Origin of the sequence: Streptomyces sp. NPDC051561 (assembly GCF_044454195.1) — a bacterium.
Taxonomy (GTDB): Bacteria; Actinomycetota; Actinomycetes; order Streptomycetales; family Streptomycetaceae; genus Streptomyces.
Genome location: NZ_JBITDM010000004.1, coordinates 368,842 through 390,823, shown reverse-complemented (window position 1 = coordinate 390,823; position 21,982 = coordinate 368,842). Strand labels below are relative to the sequence as shown.

Annotated in this window: 19 protein-coding genes and 1 pseudogene; 8 read left to right on the top strand and 12 right to left on the bottom strand. The window is 69.6% G+C overall.

Annotation, left to right across the window (positions count from 1 at the left end):
- Positions 1-78 precede the first annotated feature (78 nt).
- Genes ACIA73_RS12800 through ACIA73_RS12780 form a run of 5 tightly spaced genes read right to left on the bottom strand, consistent with a single transcriptional unit; the run spans position 79 to position 3,746 of the window.
- Positions 79-1,200 (bottom strand): hypothetical protein, encoded by a 1,122-nt coding sequence (locus tag ACIA73_RS12800; protein WP_399438447.1) that lies wholly within the window; start codon positions 1,198-1,200, stop codon positions 79-81.
- Complete coding sequence (locus tag ACIA73_RS12795; RefSeq protein WP_399438446.1) at positions 1,197-2,090, bottom strand: NAD(P)-binding domain-containing protein; 894 nt, start codon at positions 2,088-2,090, stop codon at positions 1,197-1,199. Before ACIA73_RS12795 ends, ACIA73_RS12800 begins: the two co-directional genes overlap by 4 nt.
- Positions 2,091-2,107: 17 nt before the next feature.
- A complete protein-coding gene (locus ACIA73_RS12790) occupies positions 2,108-3,265 on the bottom strand; it encodes a hypothetical protein (protein WP_399438445.1) in 1,158 nt (385 codons plus the stop codon).
- Positions 3,262-3,453: a hypothetical protein gene (locus tag ACIA73_RS12785; protein ID WP_399438444.1), complete on the bottom strand. Its 192-nt coding sequence runs from the start codon at positions 3,451-3,453 to the stop codon at positions 3,262-3,264. Before ACIA73_RS12785 ends, ACIA73_RS12790 begins: the two co-directional genes overlap by 4 nt.
- Entirely contained in the window at positions 3,450-3,746 is a 297-nt protein-coding gene (locus ACIA73_RS12780) for a hypothetical protein (RefSeq protein WP_399438443.1), read from the bottom strand. The genes ACIA73_RS12785 and ACIA73_RS12780 overlap by 4 nt, the downstream gene beginning before the upstream one ends.
- 119 nt (positions 3,747-3,865) lie before the next feature.
- On the opposite strand from ACIA73_RS12780, the gene ACIA73_RS12775 reads away from it, so the two are divergent.
- The 3 genes from ACIA73_RS12775 to ACIA73_RS12765 all read left to right on the top strand — a co-directional run bounded on the left by ACIA73_RS12775 (position 3,866) and on the right by ACIA73_RS12765 (position 6,356).
- Positions 3,866-5,194, top strand: coding sequence for a tetratricopeptide repeat protein (locus ACIA73_RS12775; protein WP_399438442.1), 1,329 nt, complete (start codon positions 3,866-3,868; stop codon positions 5,192-5,194).
- 229 nt (positions 5,195-5,423) lie between these two features.
- Positions 5,424-5,714, top strand: a complete 291-nt coding sequence (locus ACIA73_RS12770; RefSeq protein ID WP_399438441.1) for a hypothetical protein — start codon at positions 5,424-5,426, stop codon at positions 5,712-5,714.
- A gap of 150 nt (positions 5,715-5,864) precedes the next feature.
- Positions 5,865-6,356 (top strand): hypothetical protein, encoded by a 492-nt coding sequence (locus ACIA73_RS12765; RefSeq protein ID WP_399438440.1) that lies wholly within the window; start codon positions 5,865-5,867, stop codon positions 6,354-6,356.
- 16 nt (positions 6,357-6,372) lie between these two features.
- On the opposite strand, the gene ACIA73_RS12760 is transcribed toward ACIA73_RS12765, so the two are convergent.
- The 5 genes and pseudogenes from ACIA73_RS12760 to ssd all read right to left on the bottom strand — a co-directional run bounded on the left by ACIA73_RS12760 (position 6,373) and on the right by ssd (position 10,288).
- Entirely contained in the window at positions 6,373-6,936 is a 564-nt protein-coding gene (locus ACIA73_RS12760) for a hypothetical protein (RefSeq protein ID WP_399438439.1), read from the bottom strand.
- Between the two features lie 165 nt (positions 6,937-7,101).
- On the bottom strand, positions 7,102-7,590 hold the full coding sequence (locus ACIA73_RS12755; RefSeq protein ID WP_399438603.1) for a hypothetical protein: 489 nt from the start codon (positions 7,588-7,590) through the stop codon (positions 7,102-7,104).
- 126 nt (positions 7,591-7,716) lie between these two features.
- Positions 7,717-8,169: pseudogene (locus ACIA73_RS12750) on the bottom strand (TniQ family protein); the annotation flags it as partial.
- Entirely contained in the window at positions 8,166-9,188 is a 1,023-nt protein-coding gene (locus ACIA73_RS12745; RefSeq protein ID WP_399438438.1) for a TadA family conjugal transfer-associated ATPase, read from the bottom strand. The pseudogene ACIA73_RS12750 and the gene ACIA73_RS12745, both read right to left, overlap by 4 nt.
- Positions 9,185-10,288: a septum site-determining protein Ssd gene (gene ssd / locus ACIA73_RS12740; protein WP_399438437.1), complete on the bottom strand. Its 1,104-nt coding sequence runs from the start codon at positions 10,286-10,288 to the stop codon at positions 9,185-9,187. The genes ACIA73_RS12745 and ssd overlap by 4 nt, the downstream gene beginning before the upstream one ends.
- A 463-nt stretch (positions 10,289-10,751) precedes the next feature.
- Here ssd and ACIA73_RS12735 point away from each other — a divergent pair, with 463 nt between their 5' ends.
- The gene (locus tag ACIA73_RS12735) at positions 10,752-11,612 is read left to right on the top strand and encodes an HAD family hydrolase (RefSeq protein ID WP_399438436.1); all 861 of its coding nucleotides are present in this window, start codon (positions 10,752-10,754) and stop codon (positions 11,610-11,612) included.
- A 409-nt stretch (positions 11,613-12,021) separates the two neighbouring features.
- Here ACIA73_RS12735 and ACIA73_RS12730 read toward each other — a convergent pair whose 3' ends face one another.
- Positions 12,022-12,849 (bottom strand): oxidoreductase, encoded by an 828-nt coding sequence (locus tag ACIA73_RS12730; protein WP_399438435.1) that lies wholly within the window; start codon positions 12,847-12,849, stop codon positions 12,022-12,024.
- Positions 12,850-12,961: 112 nt separating this feature from the next.
- On the opposite strand from ACIA73_RS12730, the gene ACIA73_RS12725 reads away from it, so the two are divergent.
- Positions 12,962-13,954 carry an ATP-binding protein gene (locus tag ACIA73_RS12725; RefSeq protein WP_399438434.1) on the top strand — a complete coding sequence of 331 codons (993 nt, stop codon included), beginning with the start codon at positions 12,962-12,964 and terminating at the stop codon, positions 13,952-13,954.
- 9 nt (positions 13,955-13,963) lie between these two features.
- Here ACIA73_RS12725 and ACIA73_RS12720 read toward each other — a convergent pair whose 3' ends face one another.
- Positions 13,964-15,265, bottom strand: coding sequence for a hypothetical protein (locus tag ACIA73_RS12720; RefSeq protein WP_399438433.1), 1,302 nt, complete (start codon positions 15,263-15,265; stop codon positions 13,964-13,966).
- 277 nt (positions 15,266-15,542) lie between these two features.
- On the opposite strand from ACIA73_RS12720, the gene ACIA73_RS12715 reads away from it, so the two are divergent.
- The 3 genes from ACIA73_RS12715 to nhaA all read left to right on the top strand — a co-directional run bounded on the left by ACIA73_RS12715 (position 15,543) and on the right by nhaA (position 21,951).
- Entirely contained in the window at positions 15,543-17,999 is a 2,457-nt protein-coding gene (locus ACIA73_RS12715; protein ID WP_399438432.1) for a bifunctional SulP family inorganic anion transporter/carbonic anhydrase, read from the top strand.
- A 267-nt stretch (positions 18,000-18,266) separates the two neighbouring features.
- Entirely contained in the window at positions 18,267-20,243 is a 1,977-nt protein-coding gene (gene acs, locus ACIA73_RS12710) for an acetate--CoA ligase (protein WP_399438431.1), read from the top strand.
- A gap of 229 nt (positions 20,244-20,472) precedes the next feature.
- Positions 20,473-21,951 (top strand): Na+/H+ antiporter NhaA, encoded by a 1,479-nt coding sequence (gene nhaA, locus ACIA73_RS12705; RefSeq protein ID WP_399438591.1) that lies wholly within the window; start codon positions 20,473-20,475, stop codon positions 21,949-21,951.
- Positions 21,952-21,982: the final 31 nt, after the last annotated feature.

The window sequence follows — 21,982 nt, the reverse complement described above, 5'->3', positions numbered from 1 at the left end:
GTTCGCCGAAGTTGTGGGGCGGCAGGTGACCCGAAGCACGCGGGCCGGCGAAGGTGCTTCGGGTCACCTGCCGCGGGTTCACTGCGTGGTGATCAGGGCGAGGAATTCGGCGTTCGTCTTCACGTCGTGCCCGAGGGTGATGGACTGGTGGGGCAGTTCGGCCAGGAGGGCGAGCGTGGAGGACGCGGCGGAAGCCGCCTTGCCGGGGGCGGGGGCGAGGCCGAAGACGTCCGGGTAGCGGTCCTCCGTGGACGCGGTGAACAGGTCCGCGTCGCCAAGCGCGCGGGTGTCGTCCACCACGGCCGGGTTGGCGGCCTTGTTGACGGTGGGGAACAGCACCCGCGCGGCCCGGCCTTCGGTGGCCAGGGTCAGCCCGAGCCATGAGGCGAGCTGGTCGGGGAAGAACTGCGGTTTCAGCTCCTTGCCCGCGTCGTTACGAAGGGCCGCTCGGCGGCCGTGGTGGAGGGCGTCGGTGACCCGCTGGTGCTGGGTGGGGTGGAGCTGTTCCCCGGCCAGGACGCGTTCGCGTACGCCGTCGTAGAGCCCGGCCGCGTCCAGGAAGCCAAGGCCGACGGCGGCTGCGGAGGGCCACGGCAGTACCCGTACCCCGCCGTTGTTGTCGGGGCGGACGAAGACGCGGTCGTTGGCGAGGAGCCCCCACCCCGAGCGGGCCAGCAACAACGCGGTGGTGGTCTTCCCCGCGCCCTTGCCACCCAGGGTCAGGACGGTGTCCCCGGCCTCGTTGGTGACGGCGGAGGCGTGGAGGATCGACCAGCCGTCGGCCAGGAGCTGGCCGCGCAGGATCTCGCGGGCGAAGCGGGCAGTGGCCAGCGCGACGGGGGTGTCCTCGCCGCCGACGATCCGCAGGCGGCCGGGCTCGTACCGGTAGGCCAGGGGTTCGCTGGGCTGGCAGGCCACGACCACGTCGCCGTCCCGCATGTACCGCAGCGGGGCGTTCGCGTAGACGGTCTCGCTCACGGCTGGGCGGGAGTTGACCTGATCGGTGAGGGCGGCCAGCTGGTGGTCGTCCACGTCGGCGGCCACCACCGGCCCGGCCTCGGGCTCGTCGGAGTCGGTGACGTCGGCGGCGTTCCACCAGGGGCCGAAATACCGCAGAGCCCAGTCCGTGACCGGCTGACGGGGGCTGGTCACGGTCACGTGGTGGTCGGCGGTCGTGATGCGGGTGGCGTGCGCAGTCACTGTGTTGGATCTCCTTCGGTGAAGCGGGGCAACGTGTTGTAGGCGGTGTGCAGTTTGGTGCTCGCGGCGGCCAGCAGCCGCCGTTCCGCCGGGTCCAGGCCGGGGGGAGTGACGGTGGGGATTCCGGCGGTGAACCGCACCGGCATTCCCGCCCAGGTGCCGTCATGGAGGGTGCACAGTTCCACGACGGTGTCGGTGAGTCCGAGGGCGGCCCGAAGGGCTGCCATGACGGCCCCGGCGGGGCCGGAGCGGGCCCGCCCGAGCCCGAGGTTGATGCGGCGGGGGCGTTCGGTCAGCTCGTCGTGGACGGCCCGCAGCGGGACCGCGACGGGCAGCCCGCCGACCCGGGTGTCGGCGGCGCAGACCACGGCGTCGTCCCCGTGCTCGCCGATCACGTGCCCGTGCACCGCTTCGACGGGGACGGCCAGGAGGCGGGCGAGGGTGAGCCGGTAGCGGGCCGTGTCGGTGTTGGAGCCCACCCCGAACACCCGGCCGGTGCCGCTGGCTTCGGCGAACACGCGGGTCATGACGTCCACGGGGTTGGTCACCACGACCACCGTCCCGGTATATCCCGACAGCTGACGGCCCAGGGCAGCGATCACGGGGGCGTTCACCGCGAGTCCGGCCATCCGCACGTCGCGGGCGGCGGTGTTGGTGAACTTCGCCCGGGGGCAGACCACCACGGCGTCGCAGTCGGCCATGGCGGACACGTCCGAGATCTCCGCCCGGACGGGGGACCCCATGACCTGCTGCATGTCCTCCAGATCGGCGAGCAACGCGGCGGCCGACCGTTCGCTCCCCGACGCGATCCGCAGCCTCGGGAACCACCCGGCGGCGGTCAGGAGGGTGGCGACGGTGTGACCGACGGCCCCGGCCCCGATGATCCCCACCGACCGCACCTGCCCCCTCATGGCCGGGCCGCCGTGACAACGTCGGACAGGGCCAGCCGCCACACCGCACGCGGGTCCGTGCCCGTCGTCAGACAGGCCGACACCCGGTCCAGGAGCGTGCACACCGGTCCGGCCTTCGCGACCACGGCCACCGCCCGCTCGGGCAGCGGCAGCGAGACGGGGGCGGTCAGGTAGGTCGTGACGATGTTCGTGGTGTCCATCAGCCACAGGACGACCAGGTGCCGCAGCCAGGCCGCCCGTGCCTCGGGCCCGAGTCCGGCCGTCGCGGTGTCGGCGAACGTCCCGATCCCGGTCACGGTGGCCGCCACCCCGGCCGCCTGCGGCGGCCGGGCGATCAGCCCCAGGACCATGCGGGAGATCAGCTTCGCGGCGTCCGCACAGGGGTGGGTGAGGGACAGGCCGGGGTCCAGGAACACCGGCCGCCCCCCGGCCCCGTCGGGGAACACGGCGTGCTCGGGCTTCAGGTCGCCGAACGCGACGACTCGCTGCCCGGCCGGGGCCAGCCGCAGTCGCCGCAGCCGGGAGACAACGGCCGTCAGTACTGGCCCCAGCTCTCCGGCCTGGGCGAGATAGGTGGTGCCGCTGATCCCGTTGAACTTCCGGCCGAACGTCGCGTCGATCGACCTCTCCCGTATCGCCAGGGCGTCGGCACGGTCCGCGATGTCCGGCCGCTGCAACAGGGCCAGTTCGCGCCGGACGGCGGTCATCAGGTCGGCGGTGCGGTGCGGCTGGTCGGCCACCAGGTCCCCGAGCGTGGGCCCCTCCACCGGTTCCGTGAACAGCACCCCGCCCCGGTAGGCGGCGACGTGGGCGGCCCGCAGGCCCGCCGCTGTGAGGAGTCCGAGCTGTGCCGCCTCCCGTTCCAGAAGGGCACCGGGGGAAGCCGTGTATGCCGCCTGTGCGGCCTGGACGGCTTCCCAGGACCCGCACGTGCCCCGCAGCGCGGAGACCAGCGAGACGCCCAGGAACGAGACCTTCGCGAACAGGGTCCGCCGTCCCACCTCGATGCGGCGGACGTAACCGGTGACGCTCGGGACATGGGCACCGAGCGTCACCGGGGCACCGGGCCACTGGGAGGCCGCCGCCTTCTCCACCAGCTCGTCCGCGTAAGCGAACAGCGTCCCGGCCGGTGTGGTCATCGTGGACACGGTCATGATGCGGCCCCCTGCATGTCGTCCGGGCTGGTGTCCGGTGCGGTCAGCGCCGGTGAGGCGAGGCCGTCGCGGTCGGCGGCCAGCTCGTCGTGGACCAGGGCACCGAGCCCGACCACGGCCGTCACCGAGCCGACGGCCCACAGCCACGTCAGGACAGTGCCGACCGGGTCGGCTAACCGGACCCTCACGTCAGCCCCTGGCCCTTCTCGCGAGCGTCCAGGGCCCGACCGATCTGGGCGTAGGACCGCTCCAGCTGCCCCGGGTCCATCAACATCACGGCCGCCGCCGTCGTCCCGTCCCGGAACCACACGTCCACGGGCAGGGAAGCCAGACCGGTGCGGTGGTCGTACGCGATGTCCTGCCGCTGCGGGACGACCTCGCTCACGAACGGGGCCGTCGGCGCCGAGGTGACCGGCAGCACCCCGCCGGCCTCGGTGCTCTGCATCACCTCGCGGGGGCACGTCTTGATCTGCATCGTCATCGCCTCTCTCCATGGTCCGGAAGGTGATGTTCAGTCAACGACCGGGCACAGACCGTGGGGAGGGGCCAGACTGTGGGCCAGTGTGGGCCAGCGTGGGCCAGCCGTGAGGAGGGGCGGGAATGAGCGACGACGACTTCGCACAGCTCATCCGCACCGAGTGCGAACGCCGTGGGTGGGGCCCGGCCAAGCTCGCCCGCGCAGTCGGCATGGCGGAGTGCGGCCGTGCCGACCGAGTCGACCGCAAGTCCGCTTGGCGGTGGATGACCGGCGGGCGGGCACCCACCTACTGGCGGCCCTACGTGGTGGCCGTCCTTGGCCTGGACCGGGTTCCCGAAGGTCTCCCCAAATCCAGCGGGCCCCCCACGATCAGCGGCGATACCGTGGCATCAGTCATCGGGCTCGGGAAGGACGATCTGGACGTGGACCGGAGGAACTTCATCACCGCGTCCAGCGGCTATGCCCTCACGGCCCTCGGGCTGCCCGACCCCGAGTCGATCACTCGCCGCACGAAGACCGCCCCGGCCGGGGCCGTCCGTGTCGGCAGCGGCGAGGTCGCAGCCGTGCGGCAGATGGTCAAGGTGCTCGGCGACGCCGCCTCCGAGCTCGGCGGCGGTCACGCACGCCATCTCGCCGTGCGCTACCTCGCCAACGACGTGGCACCCTGGCTCAACGGTTCGTTCACCGAGGCCACCGGCCGCGACCTGTTCGCCGCGACCTCTCAACTGGTCCACCTCGCCGGGTGGATGGCCCAGGACGAAGGCGACACCCCCCGGCTGCGGGGCCTGGCCCAGGGGTACTACGCGCACGCCTTCCGGCTCGCCGCCGAAGCGGACGACCCCGAGCTGGCCGCGACCGCGTTACGCGGCCTCGCCGTACAGAGCATCGACCTCGGGTACCGGGCCGAAGCGGTTCAGCTCGGCGAGGCTTGCGTGCAGTACGGCCGCCATCTGGAGAATCCCCGCGCCGTGGCCTACTACGAGGCCACTTTGGCGAACGCCGCCGCACAGGACGACGACCGGCACCTGGCCACCCGGCACCTGGCCATGTCGGAGTCGGCGATCGGGAAGAGCGGGGCGGCCGTGTCCGGGGAATCCTGGGCCGCCCACTACTCGCCCGGCCGGTGGGCCCACGAGTCCGGCATGATCCTCACCCGACTCGGCGACCTGGACGCCGCCGAAGAGCATCTTCACCTGGCACTGGACATCCACGGCCTGGACCGCCGCCGCACCCGTGCGATCGTCCTCGCCGACCTGGGCGGCGTACGCCTGCGACGCGGCGACGTCGACGGAGCCATGGCCACCTGGGGCGACTTCCTGGACTGCGCGGACGGCATCCGCTCTGTGAAGGTCGAAGCTGCCTTGCGAGACCTCCGCGTACGTTTGCGGCGCTTCGACGGCATCCCGGCCGCCCAAGAACTCCGCCAGCGAGCCTCACAGATCGCCACCTGACTGCATCGAGCACACGCCGGTCGTCGGGACCCGACCGTGCGCCACACACAGCGGTGCACGCCCGATCTGATGACAGATACGCGTTGTCGTGGGTGGCGCTGCCTGCCCGTTCCTCCCAGACCCTACGGTCGGCCATTCGACGTTGGGATGACTGGAACTTGGAGGCAGCGTGGACGGGTTGGATACGGCAGTGGTGGTGCGGGGCCGGACATCTCCGGAACCACCGGCGATGCACGAGGTCACGTGCATCCCCGACGCCTTGACCGCTGCGATGATGGAGGGGCAGCTCAGCTGGGAAGCGGGCGGCATGTTCATGGTGCTGGCCACACTCGCCCAGGACATTTCACCCGTCACGGAATTCGCCATCAAGGCAGCGAACCGACGGATTTTCACCGCTGATCTGTGGCGTCTCCTGGACGAACTCGTAGCCGCTGGCTGGATCAGATTCCAGACTGACGGGTGGGTCGTGGAGGACTGCTGGCGGTGCCCTCACGACCACCGGAGCCCGGCCACCCGGTAGCAGGGCATGGCACCGTCCGTCCGCGGCAGGTGAGGAGAAGCACCTTCGCCGGCCCGAGTGCTCTGTCTCGCCCTCCGCGAGCAGACGGTGCCGCCGTACATTCCGGGTCCGAGGCCCGGGGCTCCGGCCGTGCCGGTAGCCTCGCACCGCATGAACGCCACCCTTCGCCGCCACAACCCCCAACCTGAGTCTCTGCCCTCGGAATTGCGCCGGTTGCTGGCCGGTGTGGGCCTCTCCGCAGCCGACACCACGGAGCGGGCCCGCGCGGTCGGCTTCGTGATCACCCCCCATGGCGACGACCGGGCCACCGTGGAGTGGTTCGCGGCTGTCGCGACCCGAGAGGCCGCCGCCGTCGAGCAGCACGAGGCCCGCCCGTGTGGTCCGGCCTCCCGGCTGCACCGGGACGCCCGCCGGTTCATGCACCAGACGATCGGCAGCCTCGCGGCTGCCCAGGACCGCTACCAGGTCGACGTCGTTCTCGACGAGGCCGTCACGGTCTCCCGCCGCCCAGGAGGACCCGCAGGGGGCCACGGTGCCCTTTCCCCGGCCGCACCCGGCCCCGGTCCACGGTTGGCCCCTGTACGCACGGCGGCGGCCCCCTCGCCCCAGCGCGGGTTCCTGATCGACGAGGACGACAACTAGCCCCCGGCAGGGGTCTCTACGGGCTCCGGCCGCCGCCCTTCTTGGACGTCATGTGCCAAATCCCGGGGACGTCCGGGCACAGGTAGACGCGCCGTTCTGTGATGTGCCCGGTCGTGGCCAGCCGTTTGCGCTGGACGTCTCCGAGGGCGACCACGGCCCGTTCCTGGCTGGGGAACGCCACCTTGTCGCATGGGCATGTCGGTGCGATCGGACGCGATGCGCGGCGGGTCGCCGCAGTGGGTCCGTGGACCGGATACGCCCCGGACTCCGGCGGAAGCACCATGTCCGGTTCGGCCGCGAACCGCAGTGTCCACGTGGTGTTCGGCAGCCGGTACCAGGTCGCACCCCTGGCCGTCCGGCAGGAGATCCGCACGTTCTTCGTCTTCCAGCGGACCGGCGCGGGCGGGCGGATCGTCGGCCGGGTCAGGAGCACAATCACCGCCCCGCCGGGATGGACCGCTTCGACTCTGACCGTAGTCGACGGCGCGACCGGTTCCACCACGCTCACCGCCCACCCGAGAGCTGCCAGATCCGCCCGCAGGCGCACGGTGTGCCGCTCGGGCCCCGACGCGAACTTCACCCGGGCTCACCTTCTTTCAGGTCGACCCACAGGCCATGGGCGTACGCGACGTGCCGGTGGACCATCAGGCGACTGCCATGTAGTGGGCTTCCCGGCTCGGTACCTGCGGCAACGACCAGCGCCCCTTGCAGGGCCGCGTTCCATCTGGTGCTACGCCCTGATCCTTTAACACCGTGGGCTGTGGGCAGCTCGATACGTTGTCACACGCTCGAAGCACTCGGGAGTCAGATGACGTCTGAGGAATGGGTGGATCGTCGGGCTGGCCTGGACTAGATGCCGGTGGCTGTAGGGAGTGTGCTGGAGCGGCCACTCCTCGCCTCCATCTGTCACGACGGGCTCGAAGTCCCACTTCCCGGAGGGCTCCTTCATCAGGCGGGCCGCGATGCGGTAAGCCGCTGCCTGCGCGAGGTGGCGGTAGTGGTCGTCAAGAGAGAAGGCTTCGAGCGCCCTTCCAGGGCCCTGCATGTCTCGTGTCCCGCGCTTCCCTTCGAGGTCAGCCAAGGCTACGAAGGCGGCGAATGCTCGGCGGAGCGGCGGTTCTGCGTTCGCAAGGTGAGCATGTGCGTCGCCGTAGATCCACGCCAGGTATGCGAGGGCGTGGAGGTCTCCGAAGGTGTGACGCTTGGTGGCCCAGGCTCCGTTGTCGGAGATCAACAGGGAATTCAACTCTTCCTGATGGGCGATGAGTTCGCTGCTCGCAGAGAATGCCGGTCGAGCGGTCGGGTATCGGTAGGTACTCCACCGGCCGGGACTTCCCGGCCAGAGGCCGCCTTGGTGAGCGGGGCATGTCGACGTCGACTTCAGCAGCCAGGTGAGTGGCCATCTCATGCCGTTCTCGTTGAGGCAGCTCGGGCAGTAGGCAGGTGAGTTCCTGACGTAGAGGCTCCGTGCCCGCGTACGGGCCAGCTCGGAGTTTGCCGCCGGTCTTCCACTGCCGCCGCCGTGGTCCACTCCTGCTTTGAGGAACCGCCGGAGAGTCATGTCATGGATGACGCTGAGAGGTAACCCGCTGGCCTCCCTGACCCTGTCCGCTTGAACGTCGGGCAGCCAAAACGTCAGCTTTGCGAGGTGCACGGCATGGGTCGGTCGGACATGCAGCCCCAGAACGTCAGTCGCACGACGGAGGTCCATGTCATACGTCCTGGCGACCGCTTCGACCCAGCTGAAGAGCGCTTCACCGGGTAGTGGCCAGGGGACAGCTGGGAGGCGTGCCTTCGGGCCGCCGGAGGTCATCGGCATCCGTTTAGCCATGCCGTCATGATCTCTTGCTTGATCGACGGCACGGGTAGAAACGAACTCTTCAGACCCGTCCGACACCTCAGGTGCAATGTTTGCTGCGCAGGTGCAAGACCAGTGCAACCTTCTCCGCGCAAGTGCAATCTTCGGCGTCGCTCAACACCACCCTCATGGCCGGTATTGAGAGCCGCCAGCAACTCCGTCACCTCCGCCCCCCGCACCTCCCCGACCACCAACCGGTCGGGTCGCATCCGCAACGCCTGCCGCACCAGGTCCTGCAAGGTGACCTGTCCCGCGCCCTCCTGATTCGGTGGCCGTGACTCCAGCCGCACCACATGCGGATGGTCGGGCCGCAACTCCGCCGAGTCCTCGGCCAGCACGATCCGCTCGTGCTCCCCGACCAGCCCCAGCAACGCCGACAGGAGAGTGGTCTTGCCCGCCCCCGTACCCCCGCTGATCAGGTACGACAGCCGCGCCTCAACCAGGGCCCGCAGCAGTACGTCGCCGCCCGGCGGGACCGTCCCGGCCGCCACCAGCTCCTCCGGCCGGAACGCCTTCGGCCGCACCACCCGCAACGACAGACACGTCGACCCCACTGCCACCGGCGGCAGCACCGCATGCATCCGCGTCCCGTCCGGCAACCGCGCGTCCACCCACGGCCGGGCGTCGTCCAGCCGCCGCCCCGCTACAGCTGCCAGCCGCTGCGCCAGACCGCGCACGGCCGCCGCGTCCCGGAAGGTCACCCCGGCGAGCTCCAGGCCCGCACCCCGGTCCACCCAGACCCGGTCCGGCGCCGACACCAGCACATCGCTCACCGTCGGATCGGCAAGCAACGGCTCCAGCGGCCCGGTCCCGACCAGCTCGGACCTCAACTCCTGCGCGCCACCCAGCACTTCCGCGTCCCCGAGCAGCCGCCCCTGGGCCCGCAGTGCCGCCGCCACCCTGGCCGGAGTCGGTTCGGCGCCGCTCTCCGCGAGGCGCTGCCGTACGGCGTTGAGCAGTACGTTCGCGCTCATCGGGCCGCACCTTTGACCAGTGCCCGGTCCCAGAACGCGGTGCAGAACCGGGCCAGCGGCCCCCGCGCGCTGCCGCCCGGCGGATCCCCGTCCGAGAGCGCCTGCAACAGCCCCGGCTCGGCGGGCAGTTCACCCACCAGGGGCAGGTTCAGCGCCTTCGCCACCCACTCCTCGTCCAGCCCTGTCGAGTACGGCCCCCGTACGACGGTCCGCAGATCCCCCAGCACCATCCCGGCGGCCAGCGCGACCCGCTTCGCCGCAGCCACCGCCCGCAGCTCCCCCGGCACCACCAGCAGCCCCACATCGAGCTGGGCGAGCGCCTCCGCCACGCCCTCGTCCATCCGGCGCGGCAGGTCCACGACCACCACCCCGCCCGCCCTGCGGGCCGCCGCCAGCACTGCTCGCATGGCCTCCGGAGGGATCACCACCGCGTCGCTGCGGTCCCAGCTGAGCACTCTCAGGTCGTGCAGCCGGGGCAGCGCCTCCTCCAGCGCCGCGCTGGCCACCCGCCCCCGCGAACCGGCGAAATCCGGCCACCGCATGCCTTCCACTGACTCTCCGCCGAGCAGGACGTCGAGCCCGCCGCCGAGAGGGTCGCCGTCGATGAGCATCGCCCGCCGGCCGGCCCGGGCCGCCGTGACGGCCAGCGCGCAGGCCAGGGTGGAAGCCCCGGCCCCGCCACGCCCGCCCATCACTCCGACAGTGAGCGCCTGACGGCCGACGCCCTCCGCCGCGTCGGCGATACGGTTGGTCAGCCAGGACTCGGCGTCCGGCAGCCGCAGCACGTGGTCCGCGCCGATCTCGACGGCCCGCTGCCAGACCGACGGGTCGTCCTGGTCGTGTCCGACGAGCATCACGCCGCGTCTGCGCACGGCCCCGCGCACCCGGACCGCCGCGTCGTCCCCGACGAGCACCAGCGGCGCCGACTCCCAGCCCCCGCCCCGCTCCGGCAGTCCGTGGTGAACTTCCGGCTCCACCCCTGCCGCGGCACAAAGCCTCAGCAGATCGTCGAGCAGTTCCACGTCTTCGGTGACGATCAGCGGTGTGCCCCGTCGCCCCTCGACGGCCGACAACCGGTCGGGTGTCATCGCTCCAGCCATGATCCCCGCCCCCTCTCACTGCGATCCCAAGTGATTTGGACAACCGCGGAGTTCGCGGCTGGAATCACCGTGCAGTGATCTGGAAAAGCATGTGGATCTTGCTCGAAAACCGTGGACAACTCATCGGTTGTGAATATTCCGCTCACCCTTACCAGTGACTTCCAAGGGGAACGGAACAACTACGGAGAGTGACGAGTTCAGATCGTAAGAAGCCGTCACCGGAAGACGGACATCCACGGGGGAGGCTGCAATGAGCACGTACCAAGAGGCCGGGGCAACGCCCGAAAAAGCATCCGGACATGCGACGACCCCCGCCGGGGGGGAGAGCGGGGGTCGTCTGCCACGGTTCGACTCGGGGGGGGGAGGAGCCGAACCGAGGTAGCACGGTCGCGAACGATCCGTGACTTCCATGGTGTACCCGAGAGCCTTCTCAGGCAAACCCACGCGCCCCAGCCTACGCCGAATGAGGGGCGCCTATGCTCGCCTCGTGGAAAACCACTCGTTGCCTCGCACCGCTGCCTTCTTCGACCTGGACAAGACCGTCATTGCGAAGTCGAGCACGCTGACCTTCAGCAAGTCCTTCTACCAAGGCGGACTGATCAACCGCCGCGCCGTTCTCCGAACCGCCTACGCACAGTTCGTCTTCCTGGCGGGCGGCGCGGACCACGATCAGATGGAGGGGATGCGTAAATACCTCTCCGCACTCTGCAAGGGGTGGAACGTCCAGCAGGTGCGGGAGATCGTCGCCGAGACCCTGCACGACCTGATCGACCCGATCATCTACGACGAGGCCGCCTCCCTCATCGAGGAGCACCACGCGGCCGGCCGGGACGTGGTGATCGTCTCGACCTCCGGCGCCGAGGTGGTCGAGCCGATCGGCGAGCTGCTCGGTGCGGACCGGGTGGTGGCGACCCGGATGGTCGTCGGGGACGACGGCTGCTTCACCGGCGAGGTGGAGTACTACGCGTACGGCCCCACCAAGGCCGAGGCCGTCAAGGAGCTCGCCGCCTCCGAGGGGTACGACCTGACGCGCTGCTTCGCCTACAGCGACTCGGCCACCGACGTCCCCATGCTGGCGTCGGTCGGGCACCCCTACGCGGTCAACCCGGACCGCGCGCTGCGCCGCGAGGCCACCGCGCGGGAGTGGCCGATTCTGGTCTTCAACCGCCCGGTGCGGCTCAAGCAGCGACTGCCGTCACTGTCCATGCCGCCCCGCCCCGCGCTGATGGCCGCGGCAGCCGTGGGTGCGGCTGCGGCGACGGCCGGTCTGGTCTGGTACGCCAGCCGCCGTCGCGCCACACTCCCCAAGGCCGTCACCGTCTAGAACCCCCGACCTCTTTGGTCCAGAACCCCCGACCTCTTTGTCCTTGTTTGAGAGTAAAAGTAAAGAAGTGCCGCCAGGGGTTCCGCTTCTCCGGCAACGGGAGTAGAAAGGATTCACGGCCCGCGAGACCAGGGACATCCGAGAGGATCACCTTCTACGCAGCACGGCCCCACGGACCGAAGCATGAAAGTCGAGCACCCACGCGACGTCGACCCGTCGATTACGGGCCAGCCGCACCAGGCCACGGGCCAAGTTCCCGACCTGATGGGCAACATCCGAGGACGCTTGGTAACTCGACGGACATGCCAGCGGCGGTACCGAATTCGGTACCGCCGCATCTTTCTTTTCCAGGCCACCCGGGGTGTTTCAAGCCCCTCGGAACCGTTACCTCAAGGCCGGGAACAGGCCCTCAGGCCGCACCGCGCTGAAGCGCCTCGCACACTGCGGTCGACTCCCGGGCACCCAGCTCCGCCGCACGCCCACAGTGCGCGATCCACGCCGCCACGCCCTCCGGCGTACCGGACACATATCCCTCCAGGGCTCCGGCGTAGGCAGCCCGCCCCAGCTCCGCGTGGCCGACCTCCGGCGGACAGACCGACTTCGGGTCCAGACCGCTGTTGATCAGCACGATGCGCTCGGCGGTCCGCGCCACCAGCCCGTTGTGCGAACCGAACGGCCGCAGTGCCAGCAGCTCACCATGCACCACTGCCGCCGTGACCAGCGCCGGAGCCGCCGCACCACCCGCGATGATCAGCTGGGACAGTCCTTCGAGACGCCCCGCCACCTCATCGGCACCCGGCAGCGGCAGCTCGATCAGCGGCTCGTCCACCGTCTCGCCCGCCAGCCTGGGCCGGCCCACCAGCTCATCGGCGATGCCCGCACCGCCTGCCGCCACCAGATGCAGTCGCGCCAGCACCCGCAACGGCGACTGCCGCCAGATGGAGAGGAGTTGACCGGCCTCGGCCGTCAACCGCAGCGCCCCGCCGACCACCCGCGACTCGTCGTCCACACTGAAGTCGGTACGCCGCCGCACCTCCTCCAGCGCCCAGTCCGCGCCGGACAGCGCCGCCGAACCCCGTGCGCCGCGCAGTGCGGCCTCCGCGGTGATCTCGTTGCTGCGGCGCCGCATCACACGGTGGCCGTAGACCCGGTCCACCGCCTTGCGCACGGAATCCACGGCCTCGGGCACGCCGGTCAGCGCACCCAGCGCCGCGAGCGGATCAGCGTTCGTACTCATAAGTAAGGAGCGTACGCACCGATCGTCCCCCCTCCCCCTCGCCCCTCCTTGGAGTGGTCTTCTTCACTCAGCGCGCACACTTAAAGCATTCATGCGATTACCCTTGGTGAACATGAAGATCGCTTTCGTCGGGAAGGGCGGCAGTGGCAAGACCACGCTGTCCTCGCTGTTCATCCGCCACCTCACGGCCAACGAGGCCCCGGTCGTCGCCGTAGACGCCGACATCAACCAGCATCTGGGCGCCGCGCTGGGTCTCAGCGAGGAGGAGTCGGCCGCGCTGCCCGCGATGGGCGCGCACCTGCCCCTCATCAAGGACTACCTCCGCGGCACCAACCCGCGCATCGCCTCCGCCGAGACGATGATCAAGACGACCCCGCCCGGCGAGGGCTCCCGGCTGCTGCGGGTCGACGAGGACAACCCGGTGTACGAGGCCTGCGCCCGCCCCGTCACCCTCGACGACGGTGAGATCCGGCTGATGGCGACGGGCCCGTTCACCGAGTCCGACCTGGGCGTGGCCTGTTACCACTCCAAGGTCGGCGCGGTCGAGATGTGCCTGAACCACCTGGTCGACGGCCCCGACGAGTTCGTCGTCGTCGACATGACGGCGGGCTCGGACTCCTTCGCGTCGGGCATGTTCACCCGGTTCGACATGACCTTCCTGGTGGCCGAGCCGACCCGCAAGGGGGTCTCGGTCTATCGGCAGTACAAGGAGTACGCCAGGGACTACGGCATCGCGCTCAAGGTCGTCGGCAACAAGGTGCAGGGCCAGGACGACCTGGACTTCCTGCGGGCGGAGGTCGGCGACGATCTGCTGGTCACCGTGGGCCACTCGGACTGGGTGCGCGCCATGGAGAAGGGTCGCCCGTCCCGCTTCGAACTCCTGGAGGCGGACAACCGCCTGGCCCTCCAGGCGCTCCAGGACGCCGCGGAGGACAGCTACGCGCACCGCGACTGGGAGCGCTACACCCGTCAGATGGTGCACTTCCACCTGAAGAACGCGGAGAGCTGGGGAAACGCGAAGACCGGCGCCGACCTGACTGCCCAGGTCGACCCGGCCTTCGTACTCGATGAGCGACTGGCGGTCAGTGCCGCTCAGCCGGCTTAGTCCTGGCGGTCAGTGCCGCTCAGCCGACTTGGCTCCAGGGGCTCCCGGAGCGTGTGCGGCGGGAGCGTGCGCGGCGGGGTGGGCGGCCGGGTTCAGGAAGGTCGCCCAGTCCGTCTTCGGTGCCTCGCCGACCTTCAGGGTGCGGAGCTTGGCGAGGACCTTGGGGTCCTGTGCGTCCAGCCAGTCCGCGAGCTGACGGAACGACACACACCGCACGTCCCGCTGGGTGCAGACGGTCTTGATGGTGTCCTCGATGGCGCGCATGTAGGTGCCGCCGTTCCAGGACTCGAAGTGGTTGCCGATGATCAGCGGGGCGCGATTGCCCTGGTACGAGCGGCCGAAGGCCTGCACCAGGCCGTCGCGCATCTGGTCGCCCCAGTACGCGTGCTTGTCCTCGTCACCCCGCGTCGCACCGGACTGGTTCATGTAGAAGTTGTAGTCCATGGACAGGGTCTGGAAGGCCCGCCCGGGGACCGGCACCAGCTGCATCGACAGGTCCCAGAGCTTGCCCTGCTTCTCGGGCCAGATCTGGTCGTTGACGCCGCTGGTGTCGTAGCGGAAGCCCATTTCGGAGGCCGCTCGCATGAAGTTCTTGCGGCCCTCCAGACACGGGGTGCGGGCGCCGACCAGTTCCTTCTCGTAGTCGAAGGGCAGCGGCTTGAGGGACTTGAGGGCGGTGTTGGACTTCCAGTTCTTGACGAAGGACTTGGCCTGGGCGATCTCGCTCTTCCACTCGTCCTTGGACCAGGTGCCGACGCCGCCGTCCGCGCCGCAGAAGTGGCCGTTGAAGTGGGTGCCGATCTCATTGCCCTCGAACCAGGCGCCGCGGATCTGCTCCACGGTGTCCTTGATTCCCTTGGCGTCGTTGAACCCGATGTCCGAGCGGCCGGCCGAATGCTGCGGCGGGTCGTAGAGGTGCTTCTTCTCCTCGGGCAGGAGATAGACACCGCTCAGGAAGTACGTCATCTTCGCGCCATACTGCTGGCCGACCTTGCGGAAGTGCGAGAAGAGCCGCTGGCTGTCCTCGCCGGCTCCGTCCCAGGAGAAGACCACGAACTGCGGCGGCTTCTCACCGGCCTTGAGCTTGTGCGGTACGGGCTGCAGCGGCTGGCGGCCGGTGTACGCGGTGGAGCCGTCGCCGATCAGCCGGGCCGGGCTCTGCGGGGCGGCCACCGGCGGGTTCTTCTTCGCACCGGGGGCGCCTTCGCGGCCGTCCTTCAACGGGTCCGCGGAGCCGGCACAGCCGGCGAGGGCCAGGGACAGTGCGGCGGCGGTGACGCCGAAGGTGGCTCTCTTCGTGGCGGCCATCATCCGCCCACCCTCTTTCTCGAACGGTATTGGGGATTCAGGTCAAGGCGCGGCAAACCTCGCATGCACCCACACACCCATTGATGCGACAAGCCGCCCGAAACGCTTATTCACTTATTCGGGTGAAGGCTTAACCCAAATGCCCCTAAAATCACTTCCTGTTCTTTACTCTGAATTACGATTCATTTACCGAGAGTTTTGATTCCCCCGCTGCACGCCGTGACCCACGGCCGCGATCCCCAGTTCCGCGACCCGCGCTGCCCCGGAGGAGACAAGAGCAATGACTGCTTGCGTACCCACCCGCCCCGACCACACCTCTCGCACCAACAGAGCCTCAAGGTTCCAGCGACCGCACAGCCCGCCGTCCGGTGAGGACAGCGGGCACGGCGACAACGGGCCCGGTGGCGACAAGCCCTCCGGCCGTCGCCGCTTCCGCATCGCCGGCGGTGACCTGTCCGCCTCGGTCACCGTCTTCCTGATCGCTGTACCCATGTCCCTCGGCCTGGCCGTCGCCATCGACGCCCCCCTGGCCGCAGGCCTGATCGGCGCCGCCATCGGGGGTATCGTCGCCGGACTGCTCGGCGGCTCCCCCCTCCTGGTCAGCGGCCCTTCGGCCGGACTGACCGTCGTGACCGCCGAGTTGATCCAGCGGTACGGCTGGCGCACCACCTGCGGCATCGTGATCTGCGCCGGGGTGGTGCAGGTTCTCCTCGGCTCCCTCAAGGTGGCCCGTCACGCGCTGGCCGTCAGCCCCGCGATCGTGCACGGCACCCTCGCCGGTATCGGTGTCGCCATCGCGCTCGCCCAGCTGCACATCGTGCTGGGTGGCTCCCCGCAGAGCTCGGCCACCGCCAACGCCCTCGCACTTCCCGAGCAGTTGACGCACGTAGGCCCCGCCGCACCTCTGATCGGCGGGCTCACCCTCGCGATCCTGCTGCTCTGGCCGCGGATTCCAGGACGTACCGGAAGAATTCTTCGCAAGACACCGGCCGCGCTCGCCTCGGTGGCCCTCGCCACCACGGTCGCCGCCGTCGCTGCCCCCGGAATCGCCCGGGTCGATCTGCCGTCCTGGCGCAGTCACGCACTGCCCGAGATGCCACAGGGCCCGGTGTTCGCGCTGGCCGCCGCCGTGGTGACCGTCACGCTGGTGGCGAGCCTGGAGTCGCTGCTGTCGGCGGTCGCCGTGGACCGGCTCGCCGCGGACCGGCCCGGTGGCTCGCCCGTACCGCGCTCGGACCTGGACCGCGAGCTGCGCGGACAGGGCTTCGCCAACATGCTGTCCGGGCTGGTCGGCGGGCTGCCGATCTCCGGTGGCGCGGTGCGTTCCAGCGCCAATGTGCGTACCGGAGCAGTCAGTCGGGCCGCCACCGTGCTGCACGGCGTATGGGTACTGCTCGCCGCCGGGCTGCTGGTGGGCGTACTGGAATGGATCCCGCTGGCAGCGCTGGCAGCCCTGGTGATGATGGTCGGCATCCAGATGGTGAGCTTCGCGCACATTCGCAATGTCCACCGGCACCGGGAGTTCCTGGTGTACGCCACCACGGTCGGCGGGGTCGTGGTGCTCGGCGTGCTGGAGGGTGTGGCACTGGGGATCGCGGTGGCCGTCGCCGTCGCGATGCACCGGCTTGCCAGGACCCGGATCGTCAATGAGACGACGGCCGACGGCGTCCACCATGTCCGGGCCCGCGGTCAGTTGACCTTCCTCGCGGTGCCCCGGCTCACCCGGGCGCTCGCCCAGATCCCCCAAGGGACGCACACGGTCGTGGAGCTGGACGGTTCCTTCATGGATCACGCGGCGTACGAGGCCCTGCAGTGCTGGCAGGACGCCCATGTCGCACAGGGCGGAAAGGTCGAGGTCACCGGCAGGTCCGGGATCCGGGTCGCCGGGCCCGCGTCGACGGTGGCGCACACCTGCTGCCGCCCCTGGACGCCCTGGCGCAACCACCACTGCGACGAGCACAACGCCGCCCCCGCCGCCGAACCGGCCTCCCACCCGGACGGAACACAGCCCCCGGTGGCCACGCGAAAGCCTGCCGGTACACGTCAACTGGCCAGCGGACTCAGCGCCTTCCAGCGCAACACCGCACCGCTGGTGCGCGACGAGCTGGCCCGGCTCGCCCGCGAGGGGCAGCAGCCCTCGCAGCTCTTTCTGACCTGTGCGGACTCACGGCTGGTCACCAGCATGATCACGTCGAGTGGGCCCGGCGACCTGTTCACCGTACGAAATGTGGGAAATCTGGTGCCGCCGGCCGGTGCGGAGGCCGGGGACGATTCGGTCGCGGCCGCGATCGAGTACGCGGTGGACGTGCTGGAGGTCGAGTCGATCACGATCTGCGGGCACTCCGGCTGCGGTGCCATGCAGGCGCTGCTCAACGGGCCCGTCGAGGGCGGCGAGAGCACCCCGCTGCGGCGCTGGCTGCGGCACGGAGCGCCCAGTCTCAAGCGCATGAAGAGCCGTCACCACTCCTGGGCGCGGATCTCCGGGCGGCTGCCCACCGATGTGGTCGAGCAGCTCTGTCTGACCAATGTGGTGCAGCAACTGGAGCATCTGCGGCAGCACGAATCGGTGAAGCGCAGACTCGCCGAGGGCACGCTGGAGCTGCACGGGATGTACTTCCATGTGGCCGAGGCACAGGCATATCTGCTGGTCGACGGGGCACGGGTCGGGGAGACCATTGAGGTCTTCGACCGGGTGACGCCTTCGTCGGACCCGGAGTTGGAGGGCCTCAGCGCCTGAGCCCGGTGCGGTGAAGCGGTCCTGTCCGGGGTGCTGCCGCGGTCCTGACAGGGCAGTGACACGCCGGGCGGGCGCGCGAACCGCAGCACCGGTACGTCCGTGAGTACTGATGGCCCCTTTACGCGTGAACGCGCGGCGGGGGCCATCGGGGTGTCGCCATCGGCGTCGTACCAGCTCATAGGTCTAAACCAATTTCCGGATGGCTCTTGTCACCCGGCTCTTGGACTGATGAGCTAGGCCCCGGGACACATCGGACGCGCCCTGGGATTGGGAGATGTCGTGAGCAACGAGAGCCAGAGCCTGGCCAACCTTCTTAAGGAAGAGCGTCGATTCGCTCCTCCGGCCGAACTGGCCGCGAACGCCAACGTGACCGCGGAGGCGTACGAGCAGGCCAAGGCCGACCGTCTCGGCTTCTGGGCCGAGCAGGCACGCCGGCTCACCTGGGCCACCGAGCCCACCGAGACGCTGGACTGGTCCAACCCGCCCTTCGCCAAGTGGTTCGCGGACGGCGAGCTCAATGTGGCGTACAACTGCGTCGACCGCCATGTCGAGGCGGGCAACGGCGACCGCGTCGCCATCCACTTCGAGGGCGAGCCCGGCGACAGCCGCGCGATCACCTACGCCGAGCTCAAGGACGAGGTGTCGCGGGCCGCGAACGCCCTGACCGAGCTGGGTGTCCGCAAGGGCGACCGGGTCGCGATCTACCTCCCGATGATTCCCGAGGCCGCCGTTTCGATGCTGGCCTGCGCCCGCATCGGCGCCGCGCACTCGGTCGTCTTCGGCGGCTTCTCCGCCGACGCCGTCGCCTCCCGCATCCAGGACGCCGATGCCAAGATCGTCATCACCTCCGACGGCGGCTACCGACGCGGCAAGCCGTCCGCGCTGAAGCCCGCGATCGACGAGGCCGTGGGCAAGTGTCCGCAGGTGGAGCACGTACTGGTCGTACGCCGCACGGGCCAGGACACCGCGTGGAACGAGCGCACCGACGTCTGGTGGCACGACATCGTCGCCCGGCAGTCCGCCGAGCACACCCCCGAGGCGTTCGACGCCGAGCACCCGCTCTTCATCCTCTACACCTCGGGCACCACCGGTAAGCCGAAGGGCATCCTGCACACCTCGGGCGGCTACCTCACCCAGGCGGCGTACACCCACCACGCGGTCTTCGACCTCAAGCCGGAGACGGACGTCTACTGGTGCACGGCCGACATCGGCTGGGTGACCGGGCACTCGTACATCGTCTACGGGCCGCTCGCGAACGGCGCCACCCAGGTCATGTACGAAGGCACCCCCGACAGCCCCCATCAGGGCCGTTTCTGGGAGATCGTGCAGAAGTACGGCGTCAGCATCCTCTACACCGCGCCGACCGCGATCCGCACCTTCATGAAGTGGGGCGACGACATCCCCGCGAAGTTCGACCTGTCCTCGCTGCGCATCCTCGGGTCGGTAGGCGAGCCGATCAACCCCGAGGCGTGGATCTGGTACCGCAAGCACATCGGCGGCGACAAGTGCCCGATCGTGGACACCTGGTGGCAGACCGAGACCGGCGCGATGATGATCTCCCCGCTGCCGGGCGTCACCGAGACCAAGCCGGGCTCCGCCCAGCGCGCGCTCCCGGGCATCTCCGCGACGGTCGTCGACGACGAGGCGCGCGAGGTCGCGAACGGGGGCGGCGGCTACCTCGTACTGACGGAGCCGTGGCCGTCCATGCTCCGTACGATCTGGGGCGACGACCAGCGGTTCATCGACACCTACTGGTCCCGCTTCGAGGGCAAGTACTTCGCCGGGGACGGCGCCAAGAAGGACGAGGACGGCGACATCTGGCTGCTCGGCCGGGTCGACGACGTCATGCTGGTCTCCGGCCACAACATCTCGACCACGGAGGTCGAGTCCGCCCTGGTCTCGCACCCGTCTGTCGCCGAGGCGGCGGTCGTGGGCGCGGCCGACGAGACCACCGGCCAGTCGATCGTGGCCTTCGTGATCCTGCGCGGTACGGCATCGGAGACGGAGACCCTCGTCACCGAACTGCGCAACCACGTCGGCACCACGCTCGGCCCGATCGCCAAGCCGAAGCGGATCATGCCGGTGGCGGAGCTGCCCAAGACCCGCTCCGGCAAGATCATGCGGCGGCTGCTGCGCGACATCGCCGAGGACCGCGAGCTGGGCGATGTCTCGACGCTCACCGACGCCTCGGTGATGGGCCTGATCCAGGCGAAGCTGCCGAGCTCGGCGGGCGGCGAGGACTGAGCCGGGGACCGGCTCCCAGCTGTTGATGAGTGCGAGCTGTGAACCGGCTCCCAGCTGTTGATGTGTGAGAAGGGCATTCGGGCGGCTCCGCCGCGCCGGGTGCCCTTCTCGCTCGTAAAGTGAAGATCGCCGGATACGTCCTTGCGCGCCCCCGGTACAGTGTTGAGTTGTTTACGCGTCAGGAACACGTAAAAAAACTCAACAGGTGCGCCGGGAAGTCTGGTCGGCAATGTGCTCCATGCTGCCCACCGACCGGAGGTATTCCCCCGTGGCCGCGCCCACCGAGACCCCCACGCCCCCCAGCAACCGCAAGGTACTGGGGCGTCTGCCGCTTCCCGAGCGGAAGTACGTCGCTGACGCGCTCCGCACCGAGACGGTCGGCGGTGTGCTTCTGCTGATCGCTGCCGTGGCCGCACTGATCTGGGCGAACACCGCCGGCGCGAGCTACGAGTCGTTCCGCGCGCTGCACTTCGGGCCCGGGTTCCTCGGCCTCAACCTCTCCATACAGCACTGGGCCGCCGACGGTCTGCTGGCCGTCTTCTTCTTCGTCGCGGGCATCGAACTCAAGCGCGAACTGGTCGCGGGCGAGCTGCGCGACCCCAAGGCCGCGGCACTGCCGGTGATCGCCGCGCTCTGCGGCATGGCCGTTCCGGCTCTCGTGTACGTCGTGGTCAATCTCCTCGGTAACGGAGACACCGGCGGCTGGGCCGTCCCGACCGCCACCGACATCGCCTTCGCGCTGGCCGTCCTCGCGGTGATCGGCACCTCGCTGCCGTCCGCGCTGCGCGCGTTCCTGCTCACCCTGGCCGTCGTCGACGACCTCTTCGCGATCCTGATCATCGCGGTCTTCTTCACCAGTGAGATCAACTTCCTGGCGCTCGGCGGCGCCGTCGTCGGCCTGGCGGTCTTCTGGCTGCTGCTGCGGGCCAATGTGCGCGGCTGGTACCTCTACGTCCCGCTGGCCCTGGTGATCTGGGGGCTGATGTACAACAGCGGTGTGCACGCCACGATCGCCGGTGTGGCGATGGGTCTGATGCTGCGCTGCTCGCGCCGGGAGGGCGAGGAGCACTCGCCGGGCGAGCACATCGAGCATGTGGTGCGGCCGTTGTCCGCGGGGCTCGCGGTGCCGATGTTCGCCCTGTTCTCCGCCGGTGTCTCGGTGACGGGCGGTGCGATCGCCGATGTGTTCACCAAGCCGGAGACGCTCGGTGTGGTGCTGGGTCTGGTGGTCGGCAAGGCTGTCGGCATCTTCGGCGGTACGTGGCTGGCGGCCCGGTTCACCAAGGCCGAGCTGAACGAGGACCTGGTCTGGCCGGACGTCTTCGCGGTCGCCACCCTGGCCGGTATCGGCTTCACGGTGTCGCTGCTGATCGGCGAACTGGCCTTCACGGACGACCTGGAGCTCGCCGACGAGATCAAGGCGGCCGTACTGATCGGGTCGCTGATCGCCGCCGTACTGTCCGCCGTGCTGCTGAAGCTGCGGGTCCGCAAGTACCGTGCGCTCTACGAGGAGGAGGAGCGCGACGAGGACATGGATGGCATCCCCGACATCTACGAGGTCGGGAAGCCGGACTACCACCTGCGGATGGCAGCGATCTACGACGCGAAGGCGGCCGAACACCGGCGGCTGGCTGCGGTGTCCACGGGTACCGGGAAAAGTGGCGAAGTGCCGGGGGCGTCGAGCGATGGCCACGGCGGTCCGGCATGATCTGACATCAGATCTGCCTGACATCGGATCC

What these genes read in the sequence shown, in the direction of transcription:
- ACIA73_RS12790 (WP_399438445.1), bottom strand. Translation starts at nt 3,265, where the DNA reads ATGACCGTGTCCACGATGACCACACCGGCCGGGACGCTGTTCGCTTAC.
- ACIA73_RS12780 (WP_399438443.1), bottom strand. Translation starts at nt 3,746, where the DNA reads ATGACGATGCAGATCAAGACGTGCCCCCGCGAGGTGATGCAGAGCACC.
- ACIA73_RS12775 (WP_399438442.1), top strand. Translation starts at nt 3,866, where the DNA reads ATGAGCGACGACGACTTCGCACAGCTCATCCGCACCGAGTGCGAACGC.
- ACIA73_RS12770 (WP_399438441.1), top strand. Translation starts at nt 5,424, where the DNA reads ATGCACGAGGTCACGTGCATCCCCGACGCCTTGACCGCTGCGATGATG.
- ACIA73_RS12765 (WP_399438440.1), top strand. Translation starts at nt 5,865, where the DNA reads ATGAACGCCACCCTTCGCCGCCACAACCCCCAACCTGAGTCTCTGCCC.
- ACIA73_RS12745 (WP_399438438.1), bottom strand. Translation starts at nt 9,188, where the DNA reads ATGAGCGCGAACGTACTGCTCAACGCCGTACGGCAGCGCCTCGCGGAG.
- ssd (WP_399438437.1), bottom strand. Translation starts at nt 10,288, where the DNA reads ATGGCTGGAGCGATGACACCCGACCGGTTGTCGGCCGTCGAGGGGCGA.
- ACIA73_RS12735 (WP_399438436.1), top strand. Translation starts at nt 10,752, where the DNA reads ATGAGGGGCGCCTATGCTCGCCTCGTGGAAAACCACTCGTTGCCTCGC.
- ACIA73_RS12730 (WP_399438435.1), bottom strand. Translation starts at nt 12,849, where the DNA reads ATGAGTACGAACGCTGATCCGCTCGCGGCGCTGGGTGCGCTGACCGGC.
- ACIA73_RS12725 (WP_399438434.1), top strand. Translation starts at nt 12,962, where the DNA reads ATGAAGATCGCTTTCGTCGGGAAGGGCGGCAGTGGCAAGACCACGCTG.
- ACIA73_RS12720 (WP_399438433.1), bottom strand. Translation starts at nt 15,265, where the DNA reads ATGATGGCCGCCACGAAGAGAGCCACCTTCGGCGTCACCGCCGCCGCA.
- ACIA73_RS12715 (WP_399438432.1), top strand. Translation starts at nt 15,543, where the DNA reads ATGACTGCTTGCGTACCCACCCGCCCCGACCACACCTCTCGCACCAAC.
- nhaA (WP_399438591.1), top strand. Translation starts at nt 20,473, where the DNA reads ATGTGCTCCATGCTGCCCACCGACCGGAGGTATTCCCCCGTGGCCGCG.